The following is a 22,463-nucleotide window of genomic DNA, read 5'->3' as shown; positions in this document are numbered from 1 at the left end:
TGATTATTCATAAATCCGGTTTTGTTAATATTATAGGATTTCCGAATGTAGGAAAGTCTACATTAATAAACTCTCTTGTAGGAGAAAAGATTTCTATTATTACGAATAGACCACAAACAACTCGTCATAGAATATTAGGAATCATAGAAAAATCTAATTATCAGATTATTTTTTCTGATACACCAGGAATTATTTTACAAATAACTTCTCTTTCTCTTATGCAAAAGATGATGATGCAATATGTTGAAAAATCTTTAGAAGACGCTGATATAGTTTTATTTATGACAGATATAGGAATAAGTACAGTTCAATTGAATCTATTTCAAAAATGTTTTTCTGTTACATTGAATTCAATTCAAAAAAAGAATATTCCTGTTATTATTTTAATCAATAAAATAGATAGAATCGGAGTAAAATATACTAGTGACAAATTATTTTCTGATACAATAGATTTTTGGCATAAATTTCTTCCCTATTCTGAAATATTACCTATTTCTGCGTTAAAAAAGATGAATCAGGATTTACTGATGAATAAAATTTTAGAATTGTTATCTGAACATCCTCCTTATTATCCTAAAGGAATTTTAAGTGATAGAACAGAACGATTTTTTGTTAATGAAATTATTAGAGAAAAGATATTTTTTTTATATAAAAAAGAAATTCCTTATTCCGTTGAAATTATTACAGAAATATTTAAAGAAGATGAGATTTGTATCAATATATTTTCTTCTATATATGTAGAACGAGATTCTCAAAAAGGAATTCTAATTGGAAAAAAAGGAAAAACCATAAAAAGATTAGAATTTTTTTCCGTAAGGGAAATAGAATCTTTTTTCAACAAGAAAAAAGTATTTTTAAAACTAAATGTAAAAGTATGTAAAAATTGGAAATCCAATTACAAAAAATTGAAAAATTTTGGATATTAATTATTAATTTTTACCATAAAAAATTCTTTTTTTCCAAATTGAAGTAAGATATATTTTTTATATATTACATTTTCTTGATTGAGCAAGATATTTTTTTTGATAGATATTTTATTTATACAAATTGAATTTGCATTTAAAGCACGATTAGATTCATTTTTAGATGAGAAAAAACTACTCCTCTTCAAAAAATCTAATAAATAAATCCCTTTTTCAAACTCTTTTTTGGGAAAAATAATGTGGGGAATATTTTTATATATAGAAAATAAAGTTTTTTCATCTAAAGATTGTAATTGAATATTTGTATTAAATAAAATATTAGAAATATTTCTAACTTCTTCATAAGTTTCATTTCCGTGAACCCATTTTGTCATTTCATACGCTAATTTTTTTTGTAATAATCTCTTTTCTGGATTATTTCTATGTTCTAAAATTAATGAATAAATTTTTTCTTTAGAAAAGAAAGTATAAAACTTGATAAATTTTTCAATTTCAATATCAGAAACATTCATCCAAAATTGGTAAAATTTATATGGAGAAGTTCGATTTTTATCTAACCAGATATTTTCTCCTTTTTCACTTTTACCAAATTTTTTTCCATTAGGTTTTGTTATTAAAGGAAAAGTCATTCCATATGCTTTTTTTCCAGTTTTTTTTCTAATAAGCTCTATTCCCGTTGTAATATTCCCCCATTGGTCTGATCCTCCAATTTGGAGAAAGCAATTTTTTTCTTTATTCAAGTATAGAAAATCATATCCTTGTATAAGAGAATAAGAAAATTCAGTAAAAGATATTCCGTTTTTTTTCTTATTGTAAAAACGTTTTTTTACAGAATCTTTAGATATCATGTACTTTAGAGTAAAGTATTTTCCTATATCACGAATAAATTTTAAAAAAGGAATATTTTTTATCCAAATGAAATTATTTAATAATTCTGTTTTTTCTGAATGATAATCTAACAAATTAGAAATTTGTTCCTTTATAGATTCTATATTTTTTTGCAAAGTTTTTTTGCTTAAAAAAATCCTATTCTGATATTTATCAGATGGATCTCCTATAAGCCCCGTAGCTCCTCCAATTAATACCAAGGATTTATGCCCCATTTTTTGAAAATGAATTAATATAACAATAGGAAGTAAACTTCCCAAATGTAAAGAATCAGATGTTGGATCAAAACCAATATATATAGTTGTACGTTTTTTTAGTTGTTCTTCTAAACCAGGAACTTTATTTTGTATTAAACCTCTCCAGGTGAGTTCATAAATAATGTTTTGCATATTCAAATTCAAAGAATAACATTTTTTATTATTATACTGTTTTTTTATTATATTTTAGTTAGTATGTTTATGATAAAAAATATAAAAGAATATAAACTGATAATAATTTTTTTTTCTGTATTTATAATACATTTGATTTATAATTTTTTCTCTGAAAAAGATTTTCTATTTTTTTTGTATATAGATATATATTTGTTGATAATCAGTATTTTTTTTTTATTTTTTTATTTGTTTACTATTTCTAAAAAACCGAATTTAACTATTCCTAGTTACATAATAGGTGTAACTCTGCAGTTTTTTTTTAGTATTTTTGCAATGATTTATTTAATCATAAAGTATGATACTTCGAATGTTTTTTCGGAGGTTATTAATTTTGTTTTTTCATATTTTTTTCTTCTTTTTTTTAAAGTCATATTTTTATATGATAAAAAATAATTCAATTCATTAATTAATGATTGAATGATTGATTGAAAATTTTTCTTTTATAATCATTTCAATAGATTTGTTTTCTATTTTGGAATTTAACCAAGAAATGATGTCCAAATACAAAAATGTTCTTTTTTCATAAGGATGATCAGAATATTTAATTAGTTTATCTCTTAATTTTTTAAACTGTCCTTTCATTTGATGTGGATAAAGGGATCCTAGATTTTTGAAAAAATGAATAATCTTTTTTTGTACAATATATAAATCATCCATTTGAATAAAAAATCTATATGCAGATTGTATTTTACGATCCATGTTTTCATCCAATCCGCTTTCGTAACAAGCAATTAAATGTAAAAGTCTGGCAAAACATTGTAAATCTTGTCTTATATTTTTTTCTTTATTTTCCATAATTTTTAATAAATATCTAATAGTATTTTTATTATCTCCACTTCCAAAATATAAACAAGCTATTTTGTAATAAAGAACCATGATATAATGAGAATTTAAACGGGGATAAATTTTCTTCAAATCTTTGAACAAAGAAGGAATAATATTTTTTACTCCTTCCGAAAATGTTCCTTCCATATAATGTTTATTAATACGATTAGTATATTTATACATAAAAATTAATACTCTAGTATTTCCGTTTAAAACAATATCTCCATTTTGAACTTCTTTTTCAAATTGTTCTAAAACATTTTTGAATTTAGAATAATGATTCAAATAAAATAAAGTGTCTAGTAAATAATGATATCCTTTTAAATAGCTTATAGGAGAAACTTTCTTTTTTTTTACATGATTTTGAAATAACTCTATCCATTTACAAGATGATCTATAACACATTATAAAATCTTGTCTAATGTAATGGTACCATACTTGAGCTTGATATAAAAATAATTTTTCATAAAAACTAAGTTTATCAATGTCAAATTTCGGAAGATTTGTTCGAAAATATGTTTCTATAAATATTTTGTCTTTTTCATTTCTTACGTATCCTACTTTTAAATATAATCCGTATAATTCTAATGAAAGACTAGATAAATCGTTATTACATTGTACTCTTTCAATCAATTCTTTAGATTCCAAGGATAATTCTCCAGACCTAGAATGAATACTTCTAGTGATATGTTGAGATTCTATCATTTTCTCAAATTCTACTAATTCTAATAAGATTGTATTTGATTCATTCGATCTGGCTATAACTTTTGCTTTCTTTAAGAATTTTAAACTTTGTATATAATGCCCTTTATTATATAATATTTTAGCAAAATCTAAAAATTCATGTATTTGTATATCAGGATTTTCAACAGTAGTAATATGTTGTAGCAATCTAAGACTAATTAAAATTTGTTTATACAAATGAGCTTTCATATTGGATAATTGAATTTTACTGATAGATGTATTTTCCAATATTTTTTTCTCTTGGTAAGAATTCATTTTACTCATTATTTCGAAAAGTTTTATAAACTTCGCATCTTTGTTTTTTTTTATACGTGTTGAATAAAGTTTAAAGTTTCTTTTTTCTGATTTTGACAGAGATTGAATTAATAGGAAAAGAGAATCTAATTTATTATTTAACATTGTAATTTTTTACTTATATTTTGTTCTGAAAAACAGAAGTATATAAAATAATTGTAATCATTATCCATTGTAAATAGAAAAATTATTTTCTATTATTTTTTTTTGGAAGAAATAGTTTTGAGATGGAATTAAAATAATCCAAGTATGGAAAAGAAAAGAATTCATATTTTTGACACAACGTTGCGTGATGGAGAACAAGTTCCAGGATGTAAACTAAATACTCAAGAAAAAGTAAAAATAGCTAAACAACTAGAATGTTTGAAAGTAGATGTTATTGAAGCCGGATTTCCAGTTTCCAGTCCCGGTGATTACCAGTCAGTTCAAGAGATTTGTAAATCTATTTCAGATCCTATTATTTGTGCATTATCTAGAGCTGTTGAAAAAGATATAGAAATAGCAGGAAGTGCTTTAAAAAATGCAAAAAGATCCAGAATTCACACTGGAATTGGGACTTCTGATTGTCATATTCGTTACAAATTTAATAGTACTCCAGAAAAAATTATAGAGAGAGCTATACAAGCTGTGAAATATGCCAAAAAATTTGTGGAGGATGTAGAATTTTATGCAGAGGATGCAGGGCGTACTAGGAACGATTTTTTAGCAAGAGTTTGTGAATCAGTAATTAAACATGGAGTTACAGTTATTAATATTCCTGACACTATAGGATATTGCTTACCAGAAGAATATGGTAAAAAAATTAGATATCTCAAAGAAAATGTTAAAGGAATTCATAAAATTATATTATCTACTCATTGTCATAATGATTTGGGATTAGCTACTGCTAATTCTTTATCCGGAATAATTAATGGAGCAAAACAGGTAGAATGTACTATTAATGGAATTGGGGAGAGAGCGGGAAACACTTCATTAGAGGAAATTGTTATGATAATCAAACAAAATTCTCATTTGAATTTATTTACAAATGTCAAAACAAAGATGATTTCTTCAACGAGTCATTTAGTCTCCGAATGTACGGGAATGAAAGTACAAGCTAATAAAGCAATTGTAGGAATTAATGCTTTTTCTCATTCATCAGGTATTCATCAAGATGGGATAATAAAAAAAAGGGAAACTTATGAGAGTATTAATCCAGAAGATGTGGGAATTGATAAATTTTCAATCGTTTTAACAGCTAGGAGTGGAAGATCTGCTTTGGCTTATCGTTATAAAAAATTGGGATATTTTTTTAATAAAAATTCTTTAGATTTAGTTTATTCTATTTTTTTAAGATATGCTGATAAGAAAAAAGAAATTTCTGATAAAGAATTAAAAATTATTTTGGAAGAATCCAATCTTATGAATGATAATAAGAAGAAGAAATTGATTACAATAGATTAGAATAATTCAACATGTCTAAATCATTATTTGATAAAATTTGGGAATCACATACAGTAAAAACATTGGAAAATGGTGTAGATGTCCTTTATATTGATAGACATTATATTCATGAAGTTACGAGTCCCCAAGCTTTTTTAGAATTGAAAAAAAGAGGTTTTTCTGTTTTTAGACCAAAACAAATCATAGCTACTGCGGATCATAATGTTCCTACAATAAATCAACATTTACCTATTTTAGACCCTTTATCTAGGAAACAAATAAATTTTTTAACAAAAAATTGTAAAGAATTTGGAATCAAATTATATGAACTTGGAGATAAGAATCATGGTATTGTTCATATTATTGGACCAGAACTAGGGTTAACTTTGCCCGGGATGACTATCGTTTGTGGAGATAGTCATACATCTACTCATGGTGCTTTTGGAAGTATTGCTTTTGGAATTGGAACTAGTCAAGTTTCTATGGTAATGGCAAGTCAATGTTTATTACTCTCTAAACCTAAACAAATGAAAATTCAATTAGAGGGAAATTTGAAAAAGGGTGTGACCCCGAAAGATATTATTTTGTATATAATTTCAAAACTAGGAGTAGATGTAGGAATAGGACATTTTGTAGAGTATACTGGAGTTACTATTAAAAATATGAGTATGGAAGGAAGAATGACTATTTGTAATATGAGCATTGAAATGGGGGCAAAAGGAGGATTAATAGCTCCGGATGAAGTTACTTTTGATTACATAAAAAAATGTAATAGGAAGTTTGATAATAAAAAATATATGGAATATTTGGAAACTTTTGAAACAGATAAAAATACAGTTTTTGATAAAGAATATATTCTGAATGCAGAAGATATAGATCCAATGATTACTTATGGAACTACACCAGGAATGTGTATGAAAATTTCTGAACGTATTCCAAAATCACTTTCTGATGATGATAAAAGATCTTTAAATTATATGGGATTTTCTCCGGGAGAATCTTTAATAGGAAAAATTATTCATTATATTTTTATAGGAAGTTGCACGAATTCTAGAATAGAAGATTTAAGATTAGTGTCTTCCATAGTGAAAGGAAAAAAAAAAGCTGCTCATGTGATCAGAGTAATGGTGGTTCCCGGATCACAAAAAGTCGTTCGACAGGCAAAAGAAGAAGGGTTAGACAAAATTTTAATAAATGCTGGATTTGAATTCCGTCAACCTGGATGTTCTTCGTGTTTAGGGATGAATGAAGATAAAATACCTGGAGGAGAATATTGTGTTTCTACATCCAATAGAAATTTTGAAGGAAGACAGGGCCCTGGAGTTAAAACTTTACTTGTAAGTCCTTTGACTGCTTCTATTATTGCTATAGAAGGAAAAATTGTAGATGTAAAAAAATATATATGAAAAAATTTACTGTTTTAACTAGCAAAGTCATTCCTTTATCCATGGTTGACATAGATACTGATCAAATTCTTCCCGCTCGTTTTTTAAAAGAAACAAAACGTGAAGAATGTGTTAAAAATATTTTTAGAGATTGGCGTTATGAAAAAGATGGATCTTTAAAGAAAGATTTCATTCTAAATAATTCTATTTTTTCTGGAAAAATCCTTTTATCAGGAAGAAATTTTGGATGTGGATCTAGTCGAGAACATGCAGTATGGGCTATTTATGATTATGGATTTAAAGTAGTTATATCTAGTTTTTTTGCTGATATTTTTAAAGAAAATGCATTAAACAATGGATTGTTAACTGTAGAAGTTTCCGAATTGTTCTTGAAAAAATTGTTTGATATAATTGAAAATAAACCACATACAAATATTCAAGTTAATTTAATAAAACAAATTGTAAAAATAGTAGAAACAGGAGAGTTTGAAAAATTTTATATCCATCCATACAAAAAGAATTGTTTTCTCAATGGATATGATGATATAGATTTTTTAGTTTCTATTAAAACAGATATAGTGGCTTTTGAAAAAAACAGAAAATCGGTTTTTAATATTGTTTAAAATATGAGAAAGAATGTAGTTGTCATAGAAGGTGATGGAGTTGGTCCTGAAGTGATAAAACAAGCAATTAAAGCTTTAAATTCTATTGGAAAAAAATTTTTTCATAATTTTATTTATCAAAAACTTTTAGCAGGATCTAAAGCCATAGAGACATTGGGGAATCCAATGCCAAAAGAAACTATAGATAGTTGTTTAAAATCAGATGCCGTTTTATTCGGAGCTATAGGGAATTCCAAATACGAGCATTATCCAATAGGAATGAGACCAGAAGATGGGTTGTTAAAACTTAGAAAAAAAATGGAGTTATATTGTAATATACGTCCTATAATTACTTATCCAAAAATAAATAAACTATTTCTAAAAAAACAACAATTGGATAATATTAACTTTTTAATATTTAGAGAATTAACTGGAGGAATTTATTTTGGAAAAAAAGGAAGATCTAAAAATGGAAAAGCAGCTTATGATTGTTGTGTGTATTCTAGAAAAGAAATTCAAAGAATTGGAAAAATGGCTTTTCAGTCAGCACTTTCTCGTAAAAAAAAAATTACTTTAGTGGATAAATCTAATGTTTTAGAAACTTCTAGATTATGGCGTGAAGTTATTAAAGAGATGGCATCAGATTATCCTGATGTCTTGTTGGAATTTTTATATATAGATAATGCTGCTATGCAAATTATTATGAATCCTAAAAAATTTGATATTATTCTAACAGATAATATGTTTGGAGACATTCTTTCAGATGAAGCAAGTGTTCTTACTGGTTCTTTAGGATTGCTACCATCAGCTTCTATTGGAAAAAAAAAATCTTTATTTGAGCCAGTTCATGGATCCTATCCTCAGGCTGAAGGAAAAAATATAGCAAACCCATTAGGATGTATTCTATCTGCATCTATGATGTTAGAACATTTTGGAATGTATAAAGAAAAAATTTTTTTAGAAGAAGCAGTGAAAAGTTCTATAAAAGAAAAAATTTGTACCCCAGATATTATAAGTAATTCTTCAGTGAAAACTGAAGATGTTGGGGATTATATAGAAAAATATATTAAAAATCACTAATTAGATTGTTAATACTAATTCTTATTTTCTTATTTTTTCTATTTTTTTTCTAGAATAGGAATTTTTGGATCTAAAATTTCAGAAATTCTATTCACTAAATGTGGAAGAAAGTTTTCTACATAATTTTTATAAGAAAAATTCATTTTTTCTTGATGAAAAAAATTGATAGGAGTTATAACAATAGAATTTTCTCCCCCTTTTTTTTTAGGGGAAACAATTCCAATAATTGGTGGGGTTTTTTTATCTCCTAAAAATTTAGAATATTTTAACCATAAATAAACGTAAATCAGCAACTGCATTATATTTCCATAGATTGGATTATGAAATAGATCTGCAATTTTATTTTGATAAATATGAATTTCTTTGTTATTAAATTTAGGCATTATTTTTCCTATTTTATAATCAATGATACGTGTGACTCCATCATATTCGTCTATACGGTCTATAATTCCATAGAGATTGACTTTTTTTATAAGATCTAATCTTGTTGAGATACTAAATTCTAATTCTCTAATGAGAATTTGATGCCCTTGATCAACAAGTTTTTCATCCCATGAGATAAAATTCTTTATGTAAGTTTTTACTATTGAAAAAATTAACATTTTTTTTCCTTCCAGAGAAAAATTTGAATTTGAAGTATTTTCAAAAAATAATTTTTTTGTAATAGATTCATAATTTTTTTTTATATTACTTATCCAACTTAGAGTTAAAAATTGACCTTTTATAGGAAAATATAATCCTTTCAATATTTTATGAATTATTTTTCCTACTTCCTGTTTGAAAGAAATTGGTTCTATATTTTTTAATCCAATAATTTTTTTATAGTAAAATAGAAGTGGATTACAATTATAGAGGTGTAGAGAAGAAGGAGAGATTCCACGATTAGAAAGTTCATATAATCGTTTTATCATAGATTCCGTTTTTTTGATAACAATAGGAGATTTTTTTGAAATAAAAAATGGAATATTTTCTTTTTTTTCAGTTTTAGTTGAAAAATCAGAATTCATTTCTATTTGATGAATAAAACGACTTTTTTCTCCAGAATTCAGTTCATCTGGTTGATTTTTGTAAATCAAATAAACATTTTTTGATTTTTTTAAAATATTTATGAAATGGTGGAAATAGGCTTCTTCATTTTCTTTATTAGAAATAGGAATACTGAATTTTCTACGAATATCAAAAGGAATAAAAGTGTTGTATTTTTTTTTATCTTTGTATGGCGGTATATTTCCTTCGTTTACGGATGTTATGATTGTTATTTCAAAATTTTCAAAATCCAACATATTATCATCCATAAATCCTGTAACAGGTAATCCATTTGGATGATGTTTTTTATATTGTATTTTTTCTGTTTTTATAAATTGTTGATATATATTAAACACATCTTTTATTCCAAAAAAATTACATTTTTTTTTTCTGACAAGTATTTTGAGTTTTTTCATATAAACTTCTAGTCTTGAAAGGAATTCTAATTCTAAAAAATGTTTTTCTGTTTCTAGAGAAAAAAAGGTTTTTAATTGTTTGATGAAAAAAATAGTTCCAGTAATACATTTTTTAGTATTATTAGTTTGTATTTTCAAAATAATTTCTAAATCGTTATTAGATAAATATTTATTAATCATATCTTCAGGTATGAAGTCTGAATCTTCAGTATCCAAATTTTCTATAAACAATGATAATTTTTTTTTTTTGAAAAAAATTTTTCTGATACATGTATCAGAAAATATTCTTATTAGGTCTTTTTTATAAAATTTTTTAAATTTTTCCTTTTTTAATAAAAATTGAAAAAAAGAATCAAAAGTAGAATGAATCGGAAAGTATTTGAATGGATAATTCATGATAGATAAATTAATTCCTGTAATCTTTTTTAGAGAATGAAACAAAGGAGTAGACAAATAATTATCTCCTAATAAGAGAACTATTTGATGGGGGCTTTTTCCATTTTGAATAAGTTTATATACTATCTGTTTGACAATGTATACTTGTTCTATTTCTTTAGAGACACTAATTGTTTTGATACAACGATTAATATTATTTTCTATTGAAATTTTTTTTTCTTTCTTCAGAAATAAATCAGAATAATTTTTTAATAAAATCTCTTTTTTGGAAAAAAAATATATAAGAATAGATTCCGATTCCTGATTCAACTGAATTATTTTATTCATGAATTTTCTTTCATATTCAATGAATGAATCTCTTTTCAAAAGAAATACTATTTGTGTATTTTTTTCTTTAGATAGAAAATTCTTTAGCTTAGAAAAAGCTATTCTAAAAAGCATCCCAGGATAAGCTTTTCCTTTTTTTATAAGACAATGTTGAAGAATGTAATAGTACCTAGAAAGGTCTTCCCAAAAAAGTAAGTTTTTATTTTTTTTTTCCAAGATATTTGGATTCCATTCTTTCATTTTTTCTGTAGAAATAATAGAGGAAAAAAAAGAGTCTAGTTTAATAAGATTAAGATCCAAATCATGAAAATCATTCAAAATACTAGGCCCCCATTTTAAAAAATCGTTAAAATTTTTTGCTAGAAAACTGTTTTTTTTTTTAATATTTCAAAAAAAAGTAAAAGCACATAAAATCTATGGTATGAAGATAAACCTGAAAGGATTTCTAGAAATCTTTCCATAGTATAGAATTCTGTATTAGGAAAATTTCTAAACTTTGTACTATATTTTTTTTGGATATATTCTATGATAGAATTCTCAAATGAAACTAAAAAAAATTTTTTTTGAACAAACTCTTTTCTTTTTAGAAGAATATGATGAATGATTTGATCTATTTTATTTTTCACAATGATTATTAAATTTTTGAAAAAATTTTTTTATTTTTATTTGATCTTTATTTATTTGCGTTTTCAAATCTTGAATTGTCCTAAATTTTTTTTCTTCACGAATAATTTTAAGAATCAAAATATCTATTTCTTTTCCATAAATATTTTTATGAAAATCAAAAATATGAACTTCTATTTTAATTTTTTTATTATTTCTAATCCTAATAGTAGGACATACCCCTATATTCAACATTCCTTGATAAGTATTATGTAGATAATTAATTTTTACCGCATAGACTCCTTGTTTTGGAATTAATTTTTTGTTATCAATTCTTATATTAGCGGTAGGGTAATTTAAAATTCTTCCTATTCCATTTCCTTGAATCACAAAACCAGATAAAGTATACGAGTACCCTAAAGCTTTATTGGCCCATTCTATATTTCCTTTTATAAGAGATTTTCTAATACTTGTGGAACTTATGATTTTTTTGTTGGATTTACAAGGATTTACTTGATAAAGTTTGAATCCATAAATCGGAGATAGATTTTTTAAATGATGAAAAGATCCATCTCTATTTTTTCCAATATGTGAATCATATCCTGTAATGAATTGTTTAATTTTTAATCTGGATGAGACAATTTTTTGAAGAAAATCTTTCGTACTTAGTTTTGAAAAATTGATAGTAAAAGGATGAATAATTAAGTGTTGAATTCCTGTTTTTTTTAGGTTATATATTCTTTCAGAAAGAGTATTTAAATAGAAAATTTCTTTATTGGGTTCTAATATTTCTTTTGGATGTGGATAAAAAGTAAGTAAAACTGAACAAAATAATTTTTCTTTTTTTGCTCTGAAAACTAAATTTTTAATGATTTTTTGATGGCCTTTATGAACTCCATCAAAAACTCCAAGCGTAAATACACATGGAAGAAAAGAAGAAAATTCATCAATGAATGAATAAATTTTCAAAATTTTTATTTTTTCTCTTACATTTACAAAGATAAATGATTTGCGTATACTCAAAAAAAATTATATGCAGGAGAAAAAATTAAATGGAAAAATAATTAAAATTATAGGACCAGTTATTGATGTTTCTTTTAAAAAAAACTCTTTTCTTCCTAAAATATATGACGCATTAAAAGTTAGGGTACATGAAAAAAAAATTGTCTTAGAAGTACAGCAACATATTGGAGAATGTACTGTTAGATGTATCTCTATGGATACAACAGATGGGTTACAAAGAGGGCAAAAAGTAGATATTATTGGAGGGCCTATTAAAATGCCTATAGGAGAATCTATTAATGGACGGGTTTTTAATGTTTTGGGAGATGGGATAGATGGATTAGATAATTTAGATAGTTTAAAAACTAACCCTATTCATAAGATTCCTCCAAAATTTAAAGATTTGTCCACGGAAACAGAGATATTATACACAGGAATTAAAGTTATTGACTTGATAGAACCTTATCCAAAAGGGGGAAAAATTGGATTATTTGGAGGAGCTGGAGTTGGAAAAACTGTGTTAATACAAGAACTAATCAATAATGTAGCAAAAGGACACGGAGGGCGTTCTGTTTTTGCAGGAGTAGGAGAGCGGACTAGAGAAGGAAATGATTTATTAAGAGAAATGTTGGAATCGGGGATTATAAAATATGGTGATTCTTTTATGAAATCTATGAAAAAAGGGGTTTGGGATCTTACAAAAATAGATAAAGAAGCTTTAAAGGAATCTAAGGCCGCTTTTGTTTTTGGACAAATGAATGAACCTCCGGGAGCAAGAGCTAGAGTAGCTTTATCTGGGTTAACACTAGCGGAATATTATAGAGATCAAACAAGTTCGGAAAAAGAAAAAAAAGGAAAAGATGTATTATTTTTCATAGATAATATATTTAGATTTACTCAAGCTGGATCAGAGATTTCAGCTTTATTAGGTAGAATCCCTTCATCTGTTGGATACCAACCAACTTTATCTTCTGAAATGGGGGCTCTACAAGAAAGAATTACATCTACTAAGAAAGGATCTATAACTTCTGTACAAGCTGTTTATGTTCCAGCGGATGATTTAACAGATCCAGCTCCTGCTATTACGTTTTCTCATTTGGATGCTACTACTGTTCTTTCAAGAAAAATAGCTTCTTTAGGGATCTATCCTGCAATTGATCCATTAGATTCTACTTCACGTATTTTATCTCCCGACCTAATTAATAGAAATCATTATGATTGTGCAGAACGTGTTAAAGAAATCTTGCAAAAATACAATTCTTTGCAAGATATTATAGCGATTCTAGGGGTAGAAGAACTTAGTGATGAAGATCAATTACTAGTTCGTCGTGCAAGACGGATTCAACGGTTTTTATCTCAACCTTTTCATGTAGCAAAACAGTTTACAGGAATTGAAGGAGAATTTGTAAAAATTGAAGATACAATTAAAGGATTTAATATGATAATGGATGGGGAGCTGGATAGTATTCCAGAAACAGCTTTTAATTTGAAAGGGACAATTGAACAAGTGATAGAATCTGGAAAAAAAATGTTATAAAAATTTCAAGAAATAAAATAACATGAAATGAAATGAAAGTTACAATTATTAACTTTGAAAAAGTTTTGTATCAAGAAAATAGTGTTACAGAAATGACAGTTCCTGGAGTCAATGGATATTTTCAAATATTAGAAAATCATGACGCAATGATATCTGTATTAGGAGTGGGATTCATGAAACTATTATTTAAAAGTAAAAATTTTTTCATAAAAATAAATAGAGGTTTATTGCAAGTCAATAAAAATATTGTTCTTGTTATTTTATAATAAATTTTTTGAAATTTTCATATGTTCTTTTCTATTTTTGAATATTTTTATTGCACTGAAAATAGCTTTTTCAAAAGATTTTTCATTAGCAATTCCTTTTTTTGCAATATCATATGCGACCCCATGATCTGGAGAAGTTCGTATCTGAGAAAGACCAGCAGTAAAATTGACTCCTTCATTAAAGGTTAATGTTTTGAAAGGAATTAACCCTTGATCATGATACATAGCTAAAACAGCATCAAAATTACGATAACTATGATTTCCAAAAAATCCATCTGGTGAATAGGGGCCAAATACCAAGAGTCTTTGTTTAAATAAATGATCAACTGCTGGTTTAATTCTTGTTTTTTCCTCGTCTCCAACTAATCCGTTTTCACCTGAATGAGGATTGCATCCTAATACTGCAATTCTAGGTTTTTCTATAGAAAAATCTATTATCAAAGACTGATGCAAAATTTTGATAGACTTTATAATTTTTTTTATAGTCAATTCAGAACTAACATTTTTTAATGGTAAATGATTAGTAACTAAGGCTATTTTTAAAGTATCATGAATCATTACCATCAATGATTCCCCTTCCAAAATATTTTTAAAATATTCAGTATGACCAAAAAAAGAGAATCCTTTAAAATTCATAAAATTTTTATTTACTGGTGCAGTAACAAGAACATCAATTTTCCCTTCTTTTAGAGATTTGGCAGCTTTTTTTAAGGATGAGATAGGGTATTTTCCTGAATCTTGGTTAATTTTTACAGAATCAAATTTAATATCCTCTTTCCAAATGTTTAGAACATTGATTTTATAATCAGTAATTTCTTTGAAATTTTTTATTTCTCTAATATTGCTCACTTCTAGATTGAGAATTTTTTTATAATAAGAGCATAATTTCGTAGATCCAAATAATATAGGAGTAAAAAATTCTAAAAGTTTTTTTTTTCTACATACTTTTAAAAAAATTTCCATTCCTATTCCATTAATATCTCCAGTGGAAACTCCTACTATAATCTTGTTTTTTTTCATAATTTTCATAATTTATTTATGAAATAAATATATTTATATTTATTTTGTTTTTGTAAAAAAAAATATGTTTACTGGAGTTATAGAATGCACTACAAAAGTAAATCGGTTATATCTCTATAAAAATAATCTTTACATTACTTTTCAAAATCCATTTCATAAAATAAAAATTAATCAAAGTATTTCCCATAATGGAATATGTTTTACCATAATAGATATTAATAATCATAAAAAAACTTATTCAGTAGTAGCTTCTGAGGAAACTTTACATCGTACCAATTTAAATGGATTAAAAATGAACGATGAAGTCAATTTAGAACGTGGAATGAAAATTTATGAAAGATTCGATGGACATATTGTACAAGGTCACATAGATACAACTGCTAAAATAATTGGAATAAAAAAAAGGATTGGAAGTTGTATTTTTTCTTTTTATTCTAAAAAAAGTTTAGAAAATATGGTTGTAGAAAAAGGATCTATTGCTGTTAATGGAATCAGTCTTACTGTAGTAAAATGTACTAAATCCATGTTTGTCACATCTATTATTCCTTATACATATGAAAAAACAAATTTTCAATTTTTGAAAATTGGAGATTCTGTTAATGTGGAGTTTGATATACTTGGAAAGTATATTAGAAAATCTGTTCATTTTATAATGAAAAAACAATGAAAATTTTATCTTATTTGAGGTTCTCCAAATGTTATTTTTTCATCTGTATATTTTCTGTATCTATCAAAGTGTTTAATAAATTTTTTAACAAGATTTTTAACTTGAATTTGATACATTTTTTTATCTTTCCATGTTCTTTTTGGATTTAGTATCTCAGAAGAGATTCCGGGACAATATTTTGGAATTTTAAAATTAAAAATAGGATCTTTTTCATAAGGGGCTTTAGATAAATATCCATCTATAGCAGATTCTACAAGTTTTCGTGTGTCTTTTAATTTAATCCGAGATCCTCCTAAGGAATCTCCTCCAGATATCAATCCTGTATTTACCATCCACACATTGATTTCTGTTTTATCTAATTTTTCTATGAGCATATTCGTATATTGAACAGGGTGTAAAGGCATAAACGGGGCCCCAAAACAAGAAGAAAAAGTAGCTTGTGGTTTTTTTATATTTAACTCTGTTCCAGCAACTTTAGAAGTATATCCTAATAAAAAATAATAGGCTGATTGCGCTTTATTGAGTTTTGCTATAGGAGGTAATACTCCAAAAGCATCATAAGTTAGAAAAAAAATGTTTCTAATATTGGAAGATAATAATTTTTTTTCAATATTTTTCACAAAATAAATAGGATAACTAATTCGTATATTCTGTGTGATAGAATCATTAAAATAGTCAACTTCTTGAGTTTTTTTTTTGAAAACTACATTTTCCAACATAGCACCTTTTTTTATGGATTGATAAATCATAGGTTCTTTTTCTTTAGAGATTCCCAGTATTTTCGCATAACAACCTCCTTCAAAATTAAAAACAATATTATCGCGTGTCCATCCATGTTCATCATCACCTATTAATTTTCTATTTTCATCATTGGAAATAGTAGTTTTTCCAGTTCCAGATAATCCAAAGAAAAGTGCAGTATCTTTTTGACGTATGCCTACATTTGCTGAACAATGCATAGGAAATACATTTTTGTAAGTAGGAAGTATGAAATTTAAAACAGAAAAAATGGATTTCTTAATTTCTCCTGTATATCCAGATCCACCAATTAATACAATTTTTTTTAAAAAATTTAATATGGAAAAATTTTTTTTACGGGTTCCATCAGTTACAGGGTTTGCTTGGAATCCGGGAGCACATAATAACAACCAATCCGGAAGAATTTTTCTAATTTTTGGAATTCTAAAAAAAAGATTATGAATAAATAAATCGGACCATGGATATTCACTGATAGAACGAATATTCAATTGATAACGTGGATCTGAACAAAGATACCCATCTCTTACATATAATGTTTTTCCAGATAAATAATTAACTACTTTTTGATACAAATTATCAAATTTTTTTGCATCAAATGATTGATTAAATTTTTCATCCCACCAAATTGTATTTTCTGTAATGCTATCTTTCACAATAAATCTATCTTCAGGAGATCTTCCAGTAAAGAAACCTGTTTTAATAGCTAGTACTCCTGATTTGGTTTCTATCCCCATTTCATTTTGAATGACTATATTTTGCAATTCATCAGGAGATAACTGACAATAATTTGAAGAATTCAGTATACCGTAATTTTTTAGAGAAAGAGAACAACTCATAATAGTATCGTATCGAAATTTTTATGCGAAACAAATTTATATATGATTTACAAAAGTTTACTAATTTTGTACAAGAAAAAAACAAAAATATAGATTCTATGTCTGATATTGCATCAAGAGTTAATGCACTTATTGTAGAAAAATTGAGTGTAGAAGAAAATGAAATTCTTCCAACTGCTAGCTTTACTAATGATTTAGGTGCAGATTCCTTAGATATAGTGGAACTTATTATGGAGTTCGAAAAAGAATTTAAGATTAGTATTTCTGATGAAAAAGCAGAGAAAATTACTACTGTTGGGGAAGCTATACAGGCAATAGAAGATCTTTTAAATGAGGAAAAAATAGATTCACAAAAAGAGTAGTCAAACTTCTTAATGAATAATAAGAATGAATAAGAATAAATGATAATTTATATGGATATGATATTATGGGAGAGGAATTAAAGAGAGTAGTAGTTACTGGGATTGGTTCTATAAATCCAATAGGAAACAATGTAGAGGAGTATTGGGGGGCACTTGTTAGTGGAAAAAGTGGAGCGGAACCTATTACATATTTTGATACAAAAAAATACAAAACTAAATTTGCTTGTGAATTAAAAAATTATGATCCTAGTATTTTCTTTAGTAAAAAAGAAATACGAAAACTTGATCCTTGTGCTCAATATGGAATTTTAGCTGCTTCAGAAGCTGTAAAAAATAGTGTAATAAATTTTTCTAAAGAGAAAAAAGAACGAATAGGGGTCATTTGGTCTTCTGGAATAGGAGGTCTTTTAAATTTAGAAAAGTCTATTTCAGATTATGTAACAGGGGGAAGAAATCCTCGATTCAGTCCATTTTTCATTCCTAAAATGCTTATAGATATTACAGCTGGGGTCATTTCTATGAATTATGGCCTTCATGGTCCTAATTATGCAACTGTATCATCCTGTGCTTCATCATCTAATGCAATAGTGGATGCCTATCATTTAATATGTTTAGGAAAAGTTGATATCATGGTAACAGGTGGTTCAGAAGCAGCTATTACTCAAAGTGGAGTAGGAGGATTTAATGCTTTGCATGCATTATCAACTAGAAATGAAGATTATAAAACGGCTTCACGTCCTTTTGATAAGGATAGAGATGGGTTTGTTTTGGGGGAAGGAGCTGGATGTCTAATTCTTGAAGAATATCAACATGCTAAAGAAAGAGGAGCTACTATTTATGCCGAAATTGGAGGAATTGGAATGTCTGGAGATGCTTATCATATTACTGCACCTCATCCAGAAGGAAAAGGCATAGTATTAGCAATGAAAGCAGCAATTCAAGATGCTAGAATTGAGAATAACGAAGTAGACCATATTAATTCTCATGGAACTTCTACTAGATTAGGTGATCTTGCGGAAGTAAAAGCGATTCAAGAAGTTTTTCATGAAAATGTATATAATATTGATATAAATTCTACTAAATCTATGACAGGACATTTATTAGGAGCTGCGGGAGCCATAGAAGCTATAGCTTCCATACTTCCTTTAACAAGAAAAATTATCCCGCCAACTATTAATTTATTTCATATAGATGAAACTATAGATCCAAAAATTAGTTTTACCCCAAATAAGGCTAAAAAAAGGGAAGTAAAAGTTAGTCTATGTAATACTTTTGGTTTTGGAGGACATAACGTGTGTATTTTATTTAAAAAAATAGATGTTATCTGAGAAAATTCCTTTTCATAAAGAATATGAATATGAAGATGATGATTCTATTTTAGTTAGTAAATTAAAAAAGATATTGGGTTTTTGCCCTAACAATCTGAAATTGTTGAAAAAAGTATTTATTCATAGTTTTTCAAAAAAAAAAAGAAATAAAGATTATTATTTTTATTTTCAGAGATTAGAGTTTTTAGGAGATGCGGTTTTGAATTCCATTATTTCACATTTTTTGTATGAAAAACTTCCAGAAAAAAAGGAAGGTGAATTAACTCAAGTACGATCTAAAATAGTGTGTAGAAGAAATCTAAATGAAGTTTCTAGAAAATTAACTCTTACCGATATTTTTCTAAAAAAGGAGAATTCAATTCTATCTGTATCTGATAATATATTAGGGAATATCCTTGAAGCTTTAATAGGATTTCTTTATTTAGAAGTGGGGTACAAAGGGTGTAAAGATTTTGTCTATAAAAAAATATTACATTCTTACGTTGATATTGAAAAGTTGCAAAAAGAGATTTTTAGTTACAAAGTATGGATTATAGAATGGTCTCAGAAAAAGAAATTTTTTATAAATTTTAATACTTTTAGAGAAAAAAAAGTGTTGAATCGTTCAGAAAAAAATCAGAATGTAATTACCTATTTATCTGAATTTACTGTATCTCAATATGGAATAAAAACTAAAGGAAGAGGCACATCGAAAAAAAGATCAGAAGAAATTGCAGCAAAAAAAGCTTATTTTCTAATTCAAGAGAAATGTAAAAATAAAAAAAAAACGGAATAAATTTTGGATTCTAAAAAAATTACAAGTATATGTATGATTTTATGTCTTATTTTAAAGGAAAAAAGTATTACGTAAAAAAAGGAAAAGGACATCCTCTTATTTTGCTTCATGGATTAATGGGGGGATTAAGTAACTTCAATGCTCTTTTAGATTTTTTTCCAAAAAAAGGATATCAAGTTATTATTCCTTCACTTCCTCTTTATAAGATGCCTTTATTTCTTACAAATATTTATAGCTTATCTAAATTTGTTACTAAATTTTTGAATGAAATAAGTGTTAAAAAAGCTACATTAATAGGAAATTCTCTTGGAGGACACATTGCTTTAATGATAGCAAAAAAAAGAATGGATTTAGTTCATTCTGTTGTTCTTACAGGAAGTTCTGGGTTGTTTGAAAAATCTTTTGGATATGCTTTTCCTAAAAGAGAGAACTACGAATATATTAAAAAAAAATCTCAAGAAGTCTTTTATGATCCTAAAATAGCTACTAAAAAATTAGTAGATGAAGTTTTTCACATTGTGAATGATAAAAAAAAAGGAATTAAAACTTTGTATCTAGCAAGAAGCGCTATGAAATATAACATGGCCCAAGATTTATCTATGATTCAACAACCGATTTGTTTAATCTGGGGAAAACAAGATCATGTGACCCCACCTGAAGTAGCAGAAGAATTTCATAGGTTACTTCCACATTCAGAATTGCATTGGATCGATAAATGTGGACATGTTCCTATGATGGAACATCCAAAAAAATTCATAAATATACTGGAAAAATGGCTTACAAATTTGATAAAAAAAAAACATGAAAATTTTTTCAGTACAATTTAAAGGAAGTACGGTCCAATCAAATCAATTTTTTTTTTCTAACTTTCCTGAATATGTTTTTGCGGGACGTTCTAATGTCGGAAAATCTAGTTTGATCAATTTTATTACAAATCGTAAAAAACTTGCTAAAGTTTCCTCTAATCCAGGAAAAACACAGTTTATTAATCATTTTTTAATAAACCATAAATGGTATCTGATAGATTTTCCTGGATACGGATATTCTTCTCTAAAGAAGACAAAAAAGGAAAAAATACAAAAGTTAATCACAGGCTATATTTCTTTTTATAGAAGAAATTTAACCTGTTTTTTATTGATAGATTGTAGAAGAACAACCATTCAAAAAATGGAAAAAGATTTTATCCAAATATTAAAAACATTTGGGATCCATTTTTGTATTATTTTTACAAAAATTGATAAATTAAATCAAAGAATTCTTGAAAAGAATATTTTTCTATGTAAAAAACAAATTGAAAAAATATTCTTTTCAATCCCGAAATATTTTAAAGTTTCTGTAAAAGAAAAATATGGAAAAGAGAAAATTCTTAGTTTTATTGAAAATATCAATAATACGATATCTACAATGAAAAACTAATTATCCCCAACTCATAAGATTTTAATCCAAAACCAAAAATAGTTCCTTTACATACAGAAGATATGTATGATTTTTTTCTGAACGATTCCCTTGAATGGATATTAGAAATATGTACTTCTACAACTGGTGATGGAATTGCTTTTATGGCATCAGCAATTCCTAAAGATGTATGTGTATAAGCACCTGCATTGATGACAATTCCATCAACTTGAAATCCGATAACATGTAAAATATCTATAATTTTTCCTTCGTGATTACTCTGATGATATGTAAGATCTATATTACAGAAAAGTTTTTTTTTTTTAATTCTTTTGAAAAAAGATATAAAATCTTCATTTCCATATAATTCTTGTTCTCTTTTTCCTAATAAATTTAAATTAGGGCCGTTGATTATGCTTATTTTTTTCATGTTTTTCATGAATTTTCATTATGTCATTTACTTCTTTTCTATTTAAAAAACACCAACATCCTATTTTAATATTTTTTTTAGTAAATCCTCCAAAATTTACTCTATCCAATCGGATTACTTTATAATTTAATTTCGTAAAAATACGTCTAATCACTCTATTCCATCCTATGTGCAATCCAATTTTTATTTTATTTTTATCTCTATAGATAAAATCTACTTTTACTCTTCCTTCATTGAGAGATATTTTTCCTTTTCTAATTTTATCAATATCAATGTTTTGAATTTTTTTATTTAAAAAAACATGATATATTTTTTTTACATTATATTTTGGATGAGTTAATTTTTCAGTTAGATTCCCATCGTTTGTAAAAAGTAATACACCTGTTGTTAAACGATCTAATCTTCCTACAGGATAAATTCTATAATTAGAAAAACTTGGAATTAGATTCATAACTGTTTTTCTTTTAAATTGATCTTTTGTAGAAGTAATAAATCCTTTTGGTTTATTCAGAAGTAGATATATTTTTTTTTTATCTTTTATTTTATGTCCATGGAATTTTATAACATCATTAACGTGTACTAGGGTCCCCAATTTTGAAACTGTTTTTCCATTGACTTCTATAATTCCTGATTGAATTAATTGATCCGATTTTCTTCTTGAAGCAATTCCCGCATTAGATAAATAATGATTTAATCGTATAAATCCATATTTTTTTTTTTTCAT

The 22,463-nt window shown here is 26.3% G+C and carries 21 protein-coding genes; 13 read left to right on the top strand and 8 right to left on the bottom strand.

Translation table 11 applies throughout. The annotated features are described in order from the left end of the window. Positions 1-2: 2 nt before the first annotated feature. On the top strand, positions 3-926 hold the full coding sequence (gene era, locus H0H71_RS02825; protein ID WP_185856501.1) for a GTPase Era: 924 nt from the start codon (positions 3-5) through the stop codon (positions 924-926). Here era and tyrS read toward each other — a convergent pair. After that, positions 923-2,200, bottom strand: a complete 1,278-nt coding sequence (gene tyrS, locus H0H71_RS02820; protein WP_185856019.1) for a tyrosine--tRNA ligase — start codon at positions 2,198-2,200, stop codon at positions 923-925. The two genes, era and tyrS, sit on opposite strands and share 4 nt — an antisense overlap. A gap of 444 nt (positions 2,201-2,644) precedes the next feature. Then, complete coding sequence (locus tag H0H71_RS02815; protein WP_185856018.1) at positions 2,645-4,210, bottom strand: hypothetical protein; 1,566 nt, start codon at positions 4,208-4,210, stop codon at positions 2,645-2,647. Positions 4,211-4,354: 144 nt separating this feature from the next. On the opposite strand from H0H71_RS02815, the gene H0H71_RS02810 reads away from it, so the two are divergent. From H0H71_RS02810 to leuB, 4 genes are read left to right on the top strand one after another with little or no spacing between them, the layout of a single operon-like run. Further along, complete coding sequence (locus H0H71_RS02810) at positions 4,355-5,548, top strand: 2-isopropylmalate synthase (protein WP_185856017.1); 1,194 nt, start codon at positions 4,355-4,357, stop codon at positions 5,546-5,548. 11 nt (positions 5,549-5,559) lie between these two features. Further along, positions 5,560-6,933 carry a 3-isopropylmalate dehydratase large subunit gene (gene leuC / locus H0H71_RS02805; RefSeq protein ID WP_185856016.1) on the top strand — a complete coding sequence of 458 codons (1,374 nt, stop codon included), beginning with the start codon at positions 5,560-5,562 and terminating at the stop codon, positions 6,931-6,933. Then, a complete protein-coding gene (gene leuD, locus H0H71_RS02800; protein ID WP_185856015.1) occupies positions 6,930-7,535 on the top strand; it encodes a 3-isopropylmalate dehydratase small subunit in 606 nt (201 codons plus the stop codon). The genes leuC and leuD overlap by 4 nt, the downstream gene beginning before the upstream one ends. Before the next feature lie 3 nt (positions 7,536-7,538). Then, positions 7,539-8,594 carry a 3-isopropylmalate dehydrogenase gene (leuB, locus tag H0H71_RS02795; RefSeq protein ID WP_185856014.1) on the top strand — a complete coding sequence of 352 codons (1,056 nt, stop codon included), beginning with the start codon at positions 7,539-7,541 and terminating at the stop codon, positions 8,592-8,594. Between the two features lie 38 nt (positions 8,595-8,632). On the opposite strand, the gene H0H71_RS02790 is transcribed toward leuB, so the two are convergent. Then, entirely contained in the window at positions 8,633-11,077 is a 2,445-nt protein-coding gene (locus H0H71_RS02790) for a PD-(D/E)XK nuclease family protein (protein ID WP_238784450.1), read from the bottom strand. A 297-nt stretch (positions 11,078-11,374) separates the two neighbouring features. Continuing rightward, the gene (locus H0H71_RS02785) at positions 11,375-12,331 is read right to left on the bottom strand and encodes a bifunctional riboflavin kinase/FAD synthetase (protein WP_185856013.1); all 957 of its coding nucleotides are present in this window, start codon (positions 12,329-12,331) and stop codon (positions 11,375-11,377) included. Positions 12,332-12,395: 64 nt separating this feature from the next. On the opposite strand from H0H71_RS02785, the gene atpD reads away from it, so the two are divergent. Together atpD and H0H71_RS02775 are read left to right on the top strand one after the other, a co-directional pair. After that, positions 12,396-13,901 (top strand): F0F1 ATP synthase subunit beta, encoded by a 1,506-nt coding sequence (atpD, locus tag H0H71_RS02780; protein ID WP_185856012.1) that lies wholly within the window; start codon positions 12,396-12,398, stop codon positions 13,899-13,901. Between the two features lie 32 nt (positions 13,902-13,933). Beyond that, positions 13,934-14,167 carry a F0F1 ATP synthase subunit epsilon gene (locus H0H71_RS02775; protein ID WP_185856011.1) on the top strand — a complete coding sequence of 78 codons (234 nt, stop codon included), beginning with the start codon at positions 13,934-13,936 and terminating at the stop codon, positions 14,165-14,167. Here H0H71_RS02775 and pdxA read toward each other — a convergent pair. Beyond that, positions 14,162-15,196, bottom strand: a complete 1,035-nt coding sequence (gene pdxA, locus H0H71_RS02770; RefSeq protein WP_238784449.1) for a 4-hydroxythreonine-4-phosphate dehydrogenase PdxA — start codon at positions 15,194-15,196, stop codon at positions 14,162-14,164. The genes H0H71_RS02775 and pdxA overlap by 6 nt on opposite strands. Before the next feature lie 55 nt (positions 15,197-15,251). On the opposite strand from pdxA, the gene H0H71_RS02765 reads away from it, so the two are divergent. Further along, entirely contained in the window at positions 15,252-15,854 is a 603-nt protein-coding gene (locus tag H0H71_RS02765; protein ID WP_185856010.1) for a riboflavin synthase, read from the top strand. Positions 15,855-15,859: 5 nt separating this feature from the next. On the opposite strand, the gene H0H71_RS02760 is transcribed toward H0H71_RS02765, so the two are convergent. After that, positions 15,860-17,449 carry a phosphoenolpyruvate carboxykinase (ATP) gene (locus H0H71_RS02760; RefSeq protein ID WP_185856009.1) on the bottom strand — a complete coding sequence of 530 codons (1,590 nt, stop codon included), beginning with the start codon at positions 17,447-17,449 and terminating at the stop codon, positions 15,860-15,862. A gap of 98 nt (positions 17,450-17,547) precedes the next feature. Here H0H71_RS02760 and H0H71_RS02755 point away from each other — a divergent pair, with 98 nt between their 5' ends. From H0H71_RS02755 to yihA, 5 genes are all read left to right on the top strand, one after another. Continuing rightward, positions 17,548-17,811 (top strand): acyl carrier protein, encoded by a 264-nt coding sequence (locus H0H71_RS02755; protein WP_185856499.1) that lies wholly within the window; start codon positions 17,548-17,550, stop codon positions 17,809-17,811. A 65-nt stretch (positions 17,812-17,876) separates the two neighbouring features. Continuing rightward, the gene (fabF, locus tag H0H71_RS02750) at positions 17,877-19,139 is read left to right on the top strand and encodes a beta-ketoacyl-ACP synthase II (protein WP_185856008.1); all 1,263 of its coding nucleotides are present in this window, start codon (positions 17,877-17,879) and stop codon (positions 19,137-19,139) included. Beyond that, on the top strand, positions 19,129-19,914 hold the full coding sequence (locus tag H0H71_RS02745; RefSeq protein WP_185856007.1) for a ribonuclease III family protein: 786 nt from the start codon (positions 19,129-19,131) through the stop codon (positions 19,912-19,914). Before fabF ends, H0H71_RS02745 begins: the two co-directional genes overlap by 11 nt. Before the next feature lie 41 nt (positions 19,915-19,955). Continuing rightward, positions 19,956-20,741, top strand: a complete 786-nt coding sequence (locus H0H71_RS02740; RefSeq protein ID WP_185856006.1) for an alpha/beta fold hydrolase — start codon at positions 19,956-19,958, stop codon at positions 20,739-20,741. Further along, positions 20,716-21,330, top strand: a complete 615-nt coding sequence (yihA, locus tag H0H71_RS02735) for a ribosome biogenesis GTP-binding protein YihA/YsxC (RefSeq protein ID WP_185856005.1) — start codon at positions 20,716-20,718, stop codon at positions 21,328-21,330. The genes H0H71_RS02740 and yihA overlap by 26 nt, the downstream gene beginning before the upstream one ends. Here the strand turns inward: yihA and aroQ are convergent. Further along, entirely contained in the window at positions 21,314-21,739 is a 426-nt protein-coding gene (gene aroQ / locus H0H71_RS02730) for a type II 3-dehydroquinate dehydratase (RefSeq protein ID WP_185856498.1), read from the bottom strand. The two genes, yihA and aroQ, sit on opposite strands and share 17 nt — an antisense overlap. Next, complete coding sequence (locus H0H71_RS02725) at positions 21,708-22,463, bottom strand: pseudouridine synthase (RefSeq protein ID WP_185856004.1); 756 nt, start codon at positions 22,461-22,463, stop codon at positions 21,708-21,710. The genes aroQ and H0H71_RS02725 overlap by 32 nt, the downstream gene beginning before the upstream one ends.

Origin of the sequence: Blattabacterium cuenoti (assembly GCF_014251375.1) — a bacterium.
In the GTDB taxonomy this organism is placed as follows: domain Bacteria; phylum Bacteroidota; class Bacteroidia; order Flavobacteriales; family Blattabacteriaceae; genus Blattabacterium; species Blattabacterium cuenoti_K.
The sequence above is the reverse complement of the archived record's forward strand: the minus strand, read 5'-3'. Positions and strand labels throughout refer to the sequence as shown.

Excerpts from the sequence above, each read along its gene's own strand:
- tyrS (WP_185856019.1), bottom strand. The coding sequence starts at position 2,200 with ATGCAAAACATTATTTATGAACTCACCTGGAGAGGTTTAATACAAAAT.
- H0H71_RS02815 (WP_185856018.1), bottom strand. The coding sequence starts at position 4,210 with ATGTTAAATAATAAATTAGATTCTCTTTTCCTATTAATTCAATCTCTG.
- H0H71_RS02810 (WP_185856017.1), top strand. The coding sequence starts at position 4,355 with ATGGAAAAGAAAAGAATTCATATTTTTGACACAACGTTGCGTGATGGA.
- leuC (WP_185856016.1), top strand. The coding sequence starts at position 5,560 with ATGTCTAAATCATTATTTGATAAAATTTGGGAATCACATACAGTAAAA.
- leuD (WP_185856015.1), top strand. The coding sequence starts at position 6,930 with ATGAAAAAATTTACTGTTTTAACTAGCAAAGTCATTCCTTTATCCATG.
- leuB (WP_185856014.1), top strand. The coding sequence starts at position 7,539 with ATGAGAAAGAATGTAGTTGTCATAGAAGGTGATGGAGTTGGTCCTGAA.
- atpD (WP_185856012.1), top strand. The coding sequence starts at position 12,396 with ATGCAGGAGAAAAAATTAAATGGAAAAATAATTAAAATTATAGGACCA.
- H0H71_RS02775 (WP_185856011.1), top strand. The coding sequence starts at position 13,934 with ATGAAAGTTACAATTATTAACTTTGAAAAAGTTTTGTATCAAGAAAAT.
- pdxA (WP_238784449.1), bottom strand. The coding sequence starts at position 15,196 with ATGAAAATTATGAAAAAAAACAAGATTATAGTAGGAGTTTCCACTGGA.
- H0H71_RS02765 (WP_185856010.1), top strand. The coding sequence starts at position 15,252 with ATGTTTACTGGAGTTATAGAATGCACTACAAAAGTAAATCGGTTATAT.
- H0H71_RS02760 (WP_185856009.1), bottom strand. The coding sequence starts at position 17,449 with ATGAGTTGTTCTCTTTCTCTAAAAAATTACGGTATACTGAATTCTTCA.
- H0H71_RS02755 (WP_185856499.1), top strand. The coding sequence starts at position 17,548 with ATGTCTGATATTGCATCAAGAGTTAATGCACTTATTGTAGAAAAATTG.
- fabF (WP_185856008.1), top strand. The coding sequence starts at position 17,877 with ATGGGAGAGGAATTAAAGAGAGTAGTAGTTACTGGGATTGGTTCTATA.
- H0H71_RS02745 (WP_185856007.1), top strand. The coding sequence starts at position 19,129 with ATGTTATCTGAGAAAATTCCTTTTCATAAAGAATATGAATATGAAGAT.
- H0H71_RS02740 (WP_185856006.1), top strand. The coding sequence starts at position 19,956 with ATGTCTTATTTTAAAGGAAAAAAGTATTACGTAAAAAAAGGAAAAGGA.
- yihA (WP_185856005.1), top strand. The coding sequence starts at position 20,716 with ATGAAAATTTTTTCAGTACAATTTAAAGGAAGTACGGTCCAATCAAAT.
- aroQ (WP_185856498.1), bottom strand. The coding sequence starts at position 21,739 with ATGAAAAAAATAAGCATAATCAACGGCCCTAATTTAAATTTATTAGGA.
- H0H71_RS02725 (WP_185856004.1), bottom strand. The coding sequence starts at position 22,463 with ATGAAAAAAAAAAAATATGGATTTATACGATTAAATCATTATTTATCT.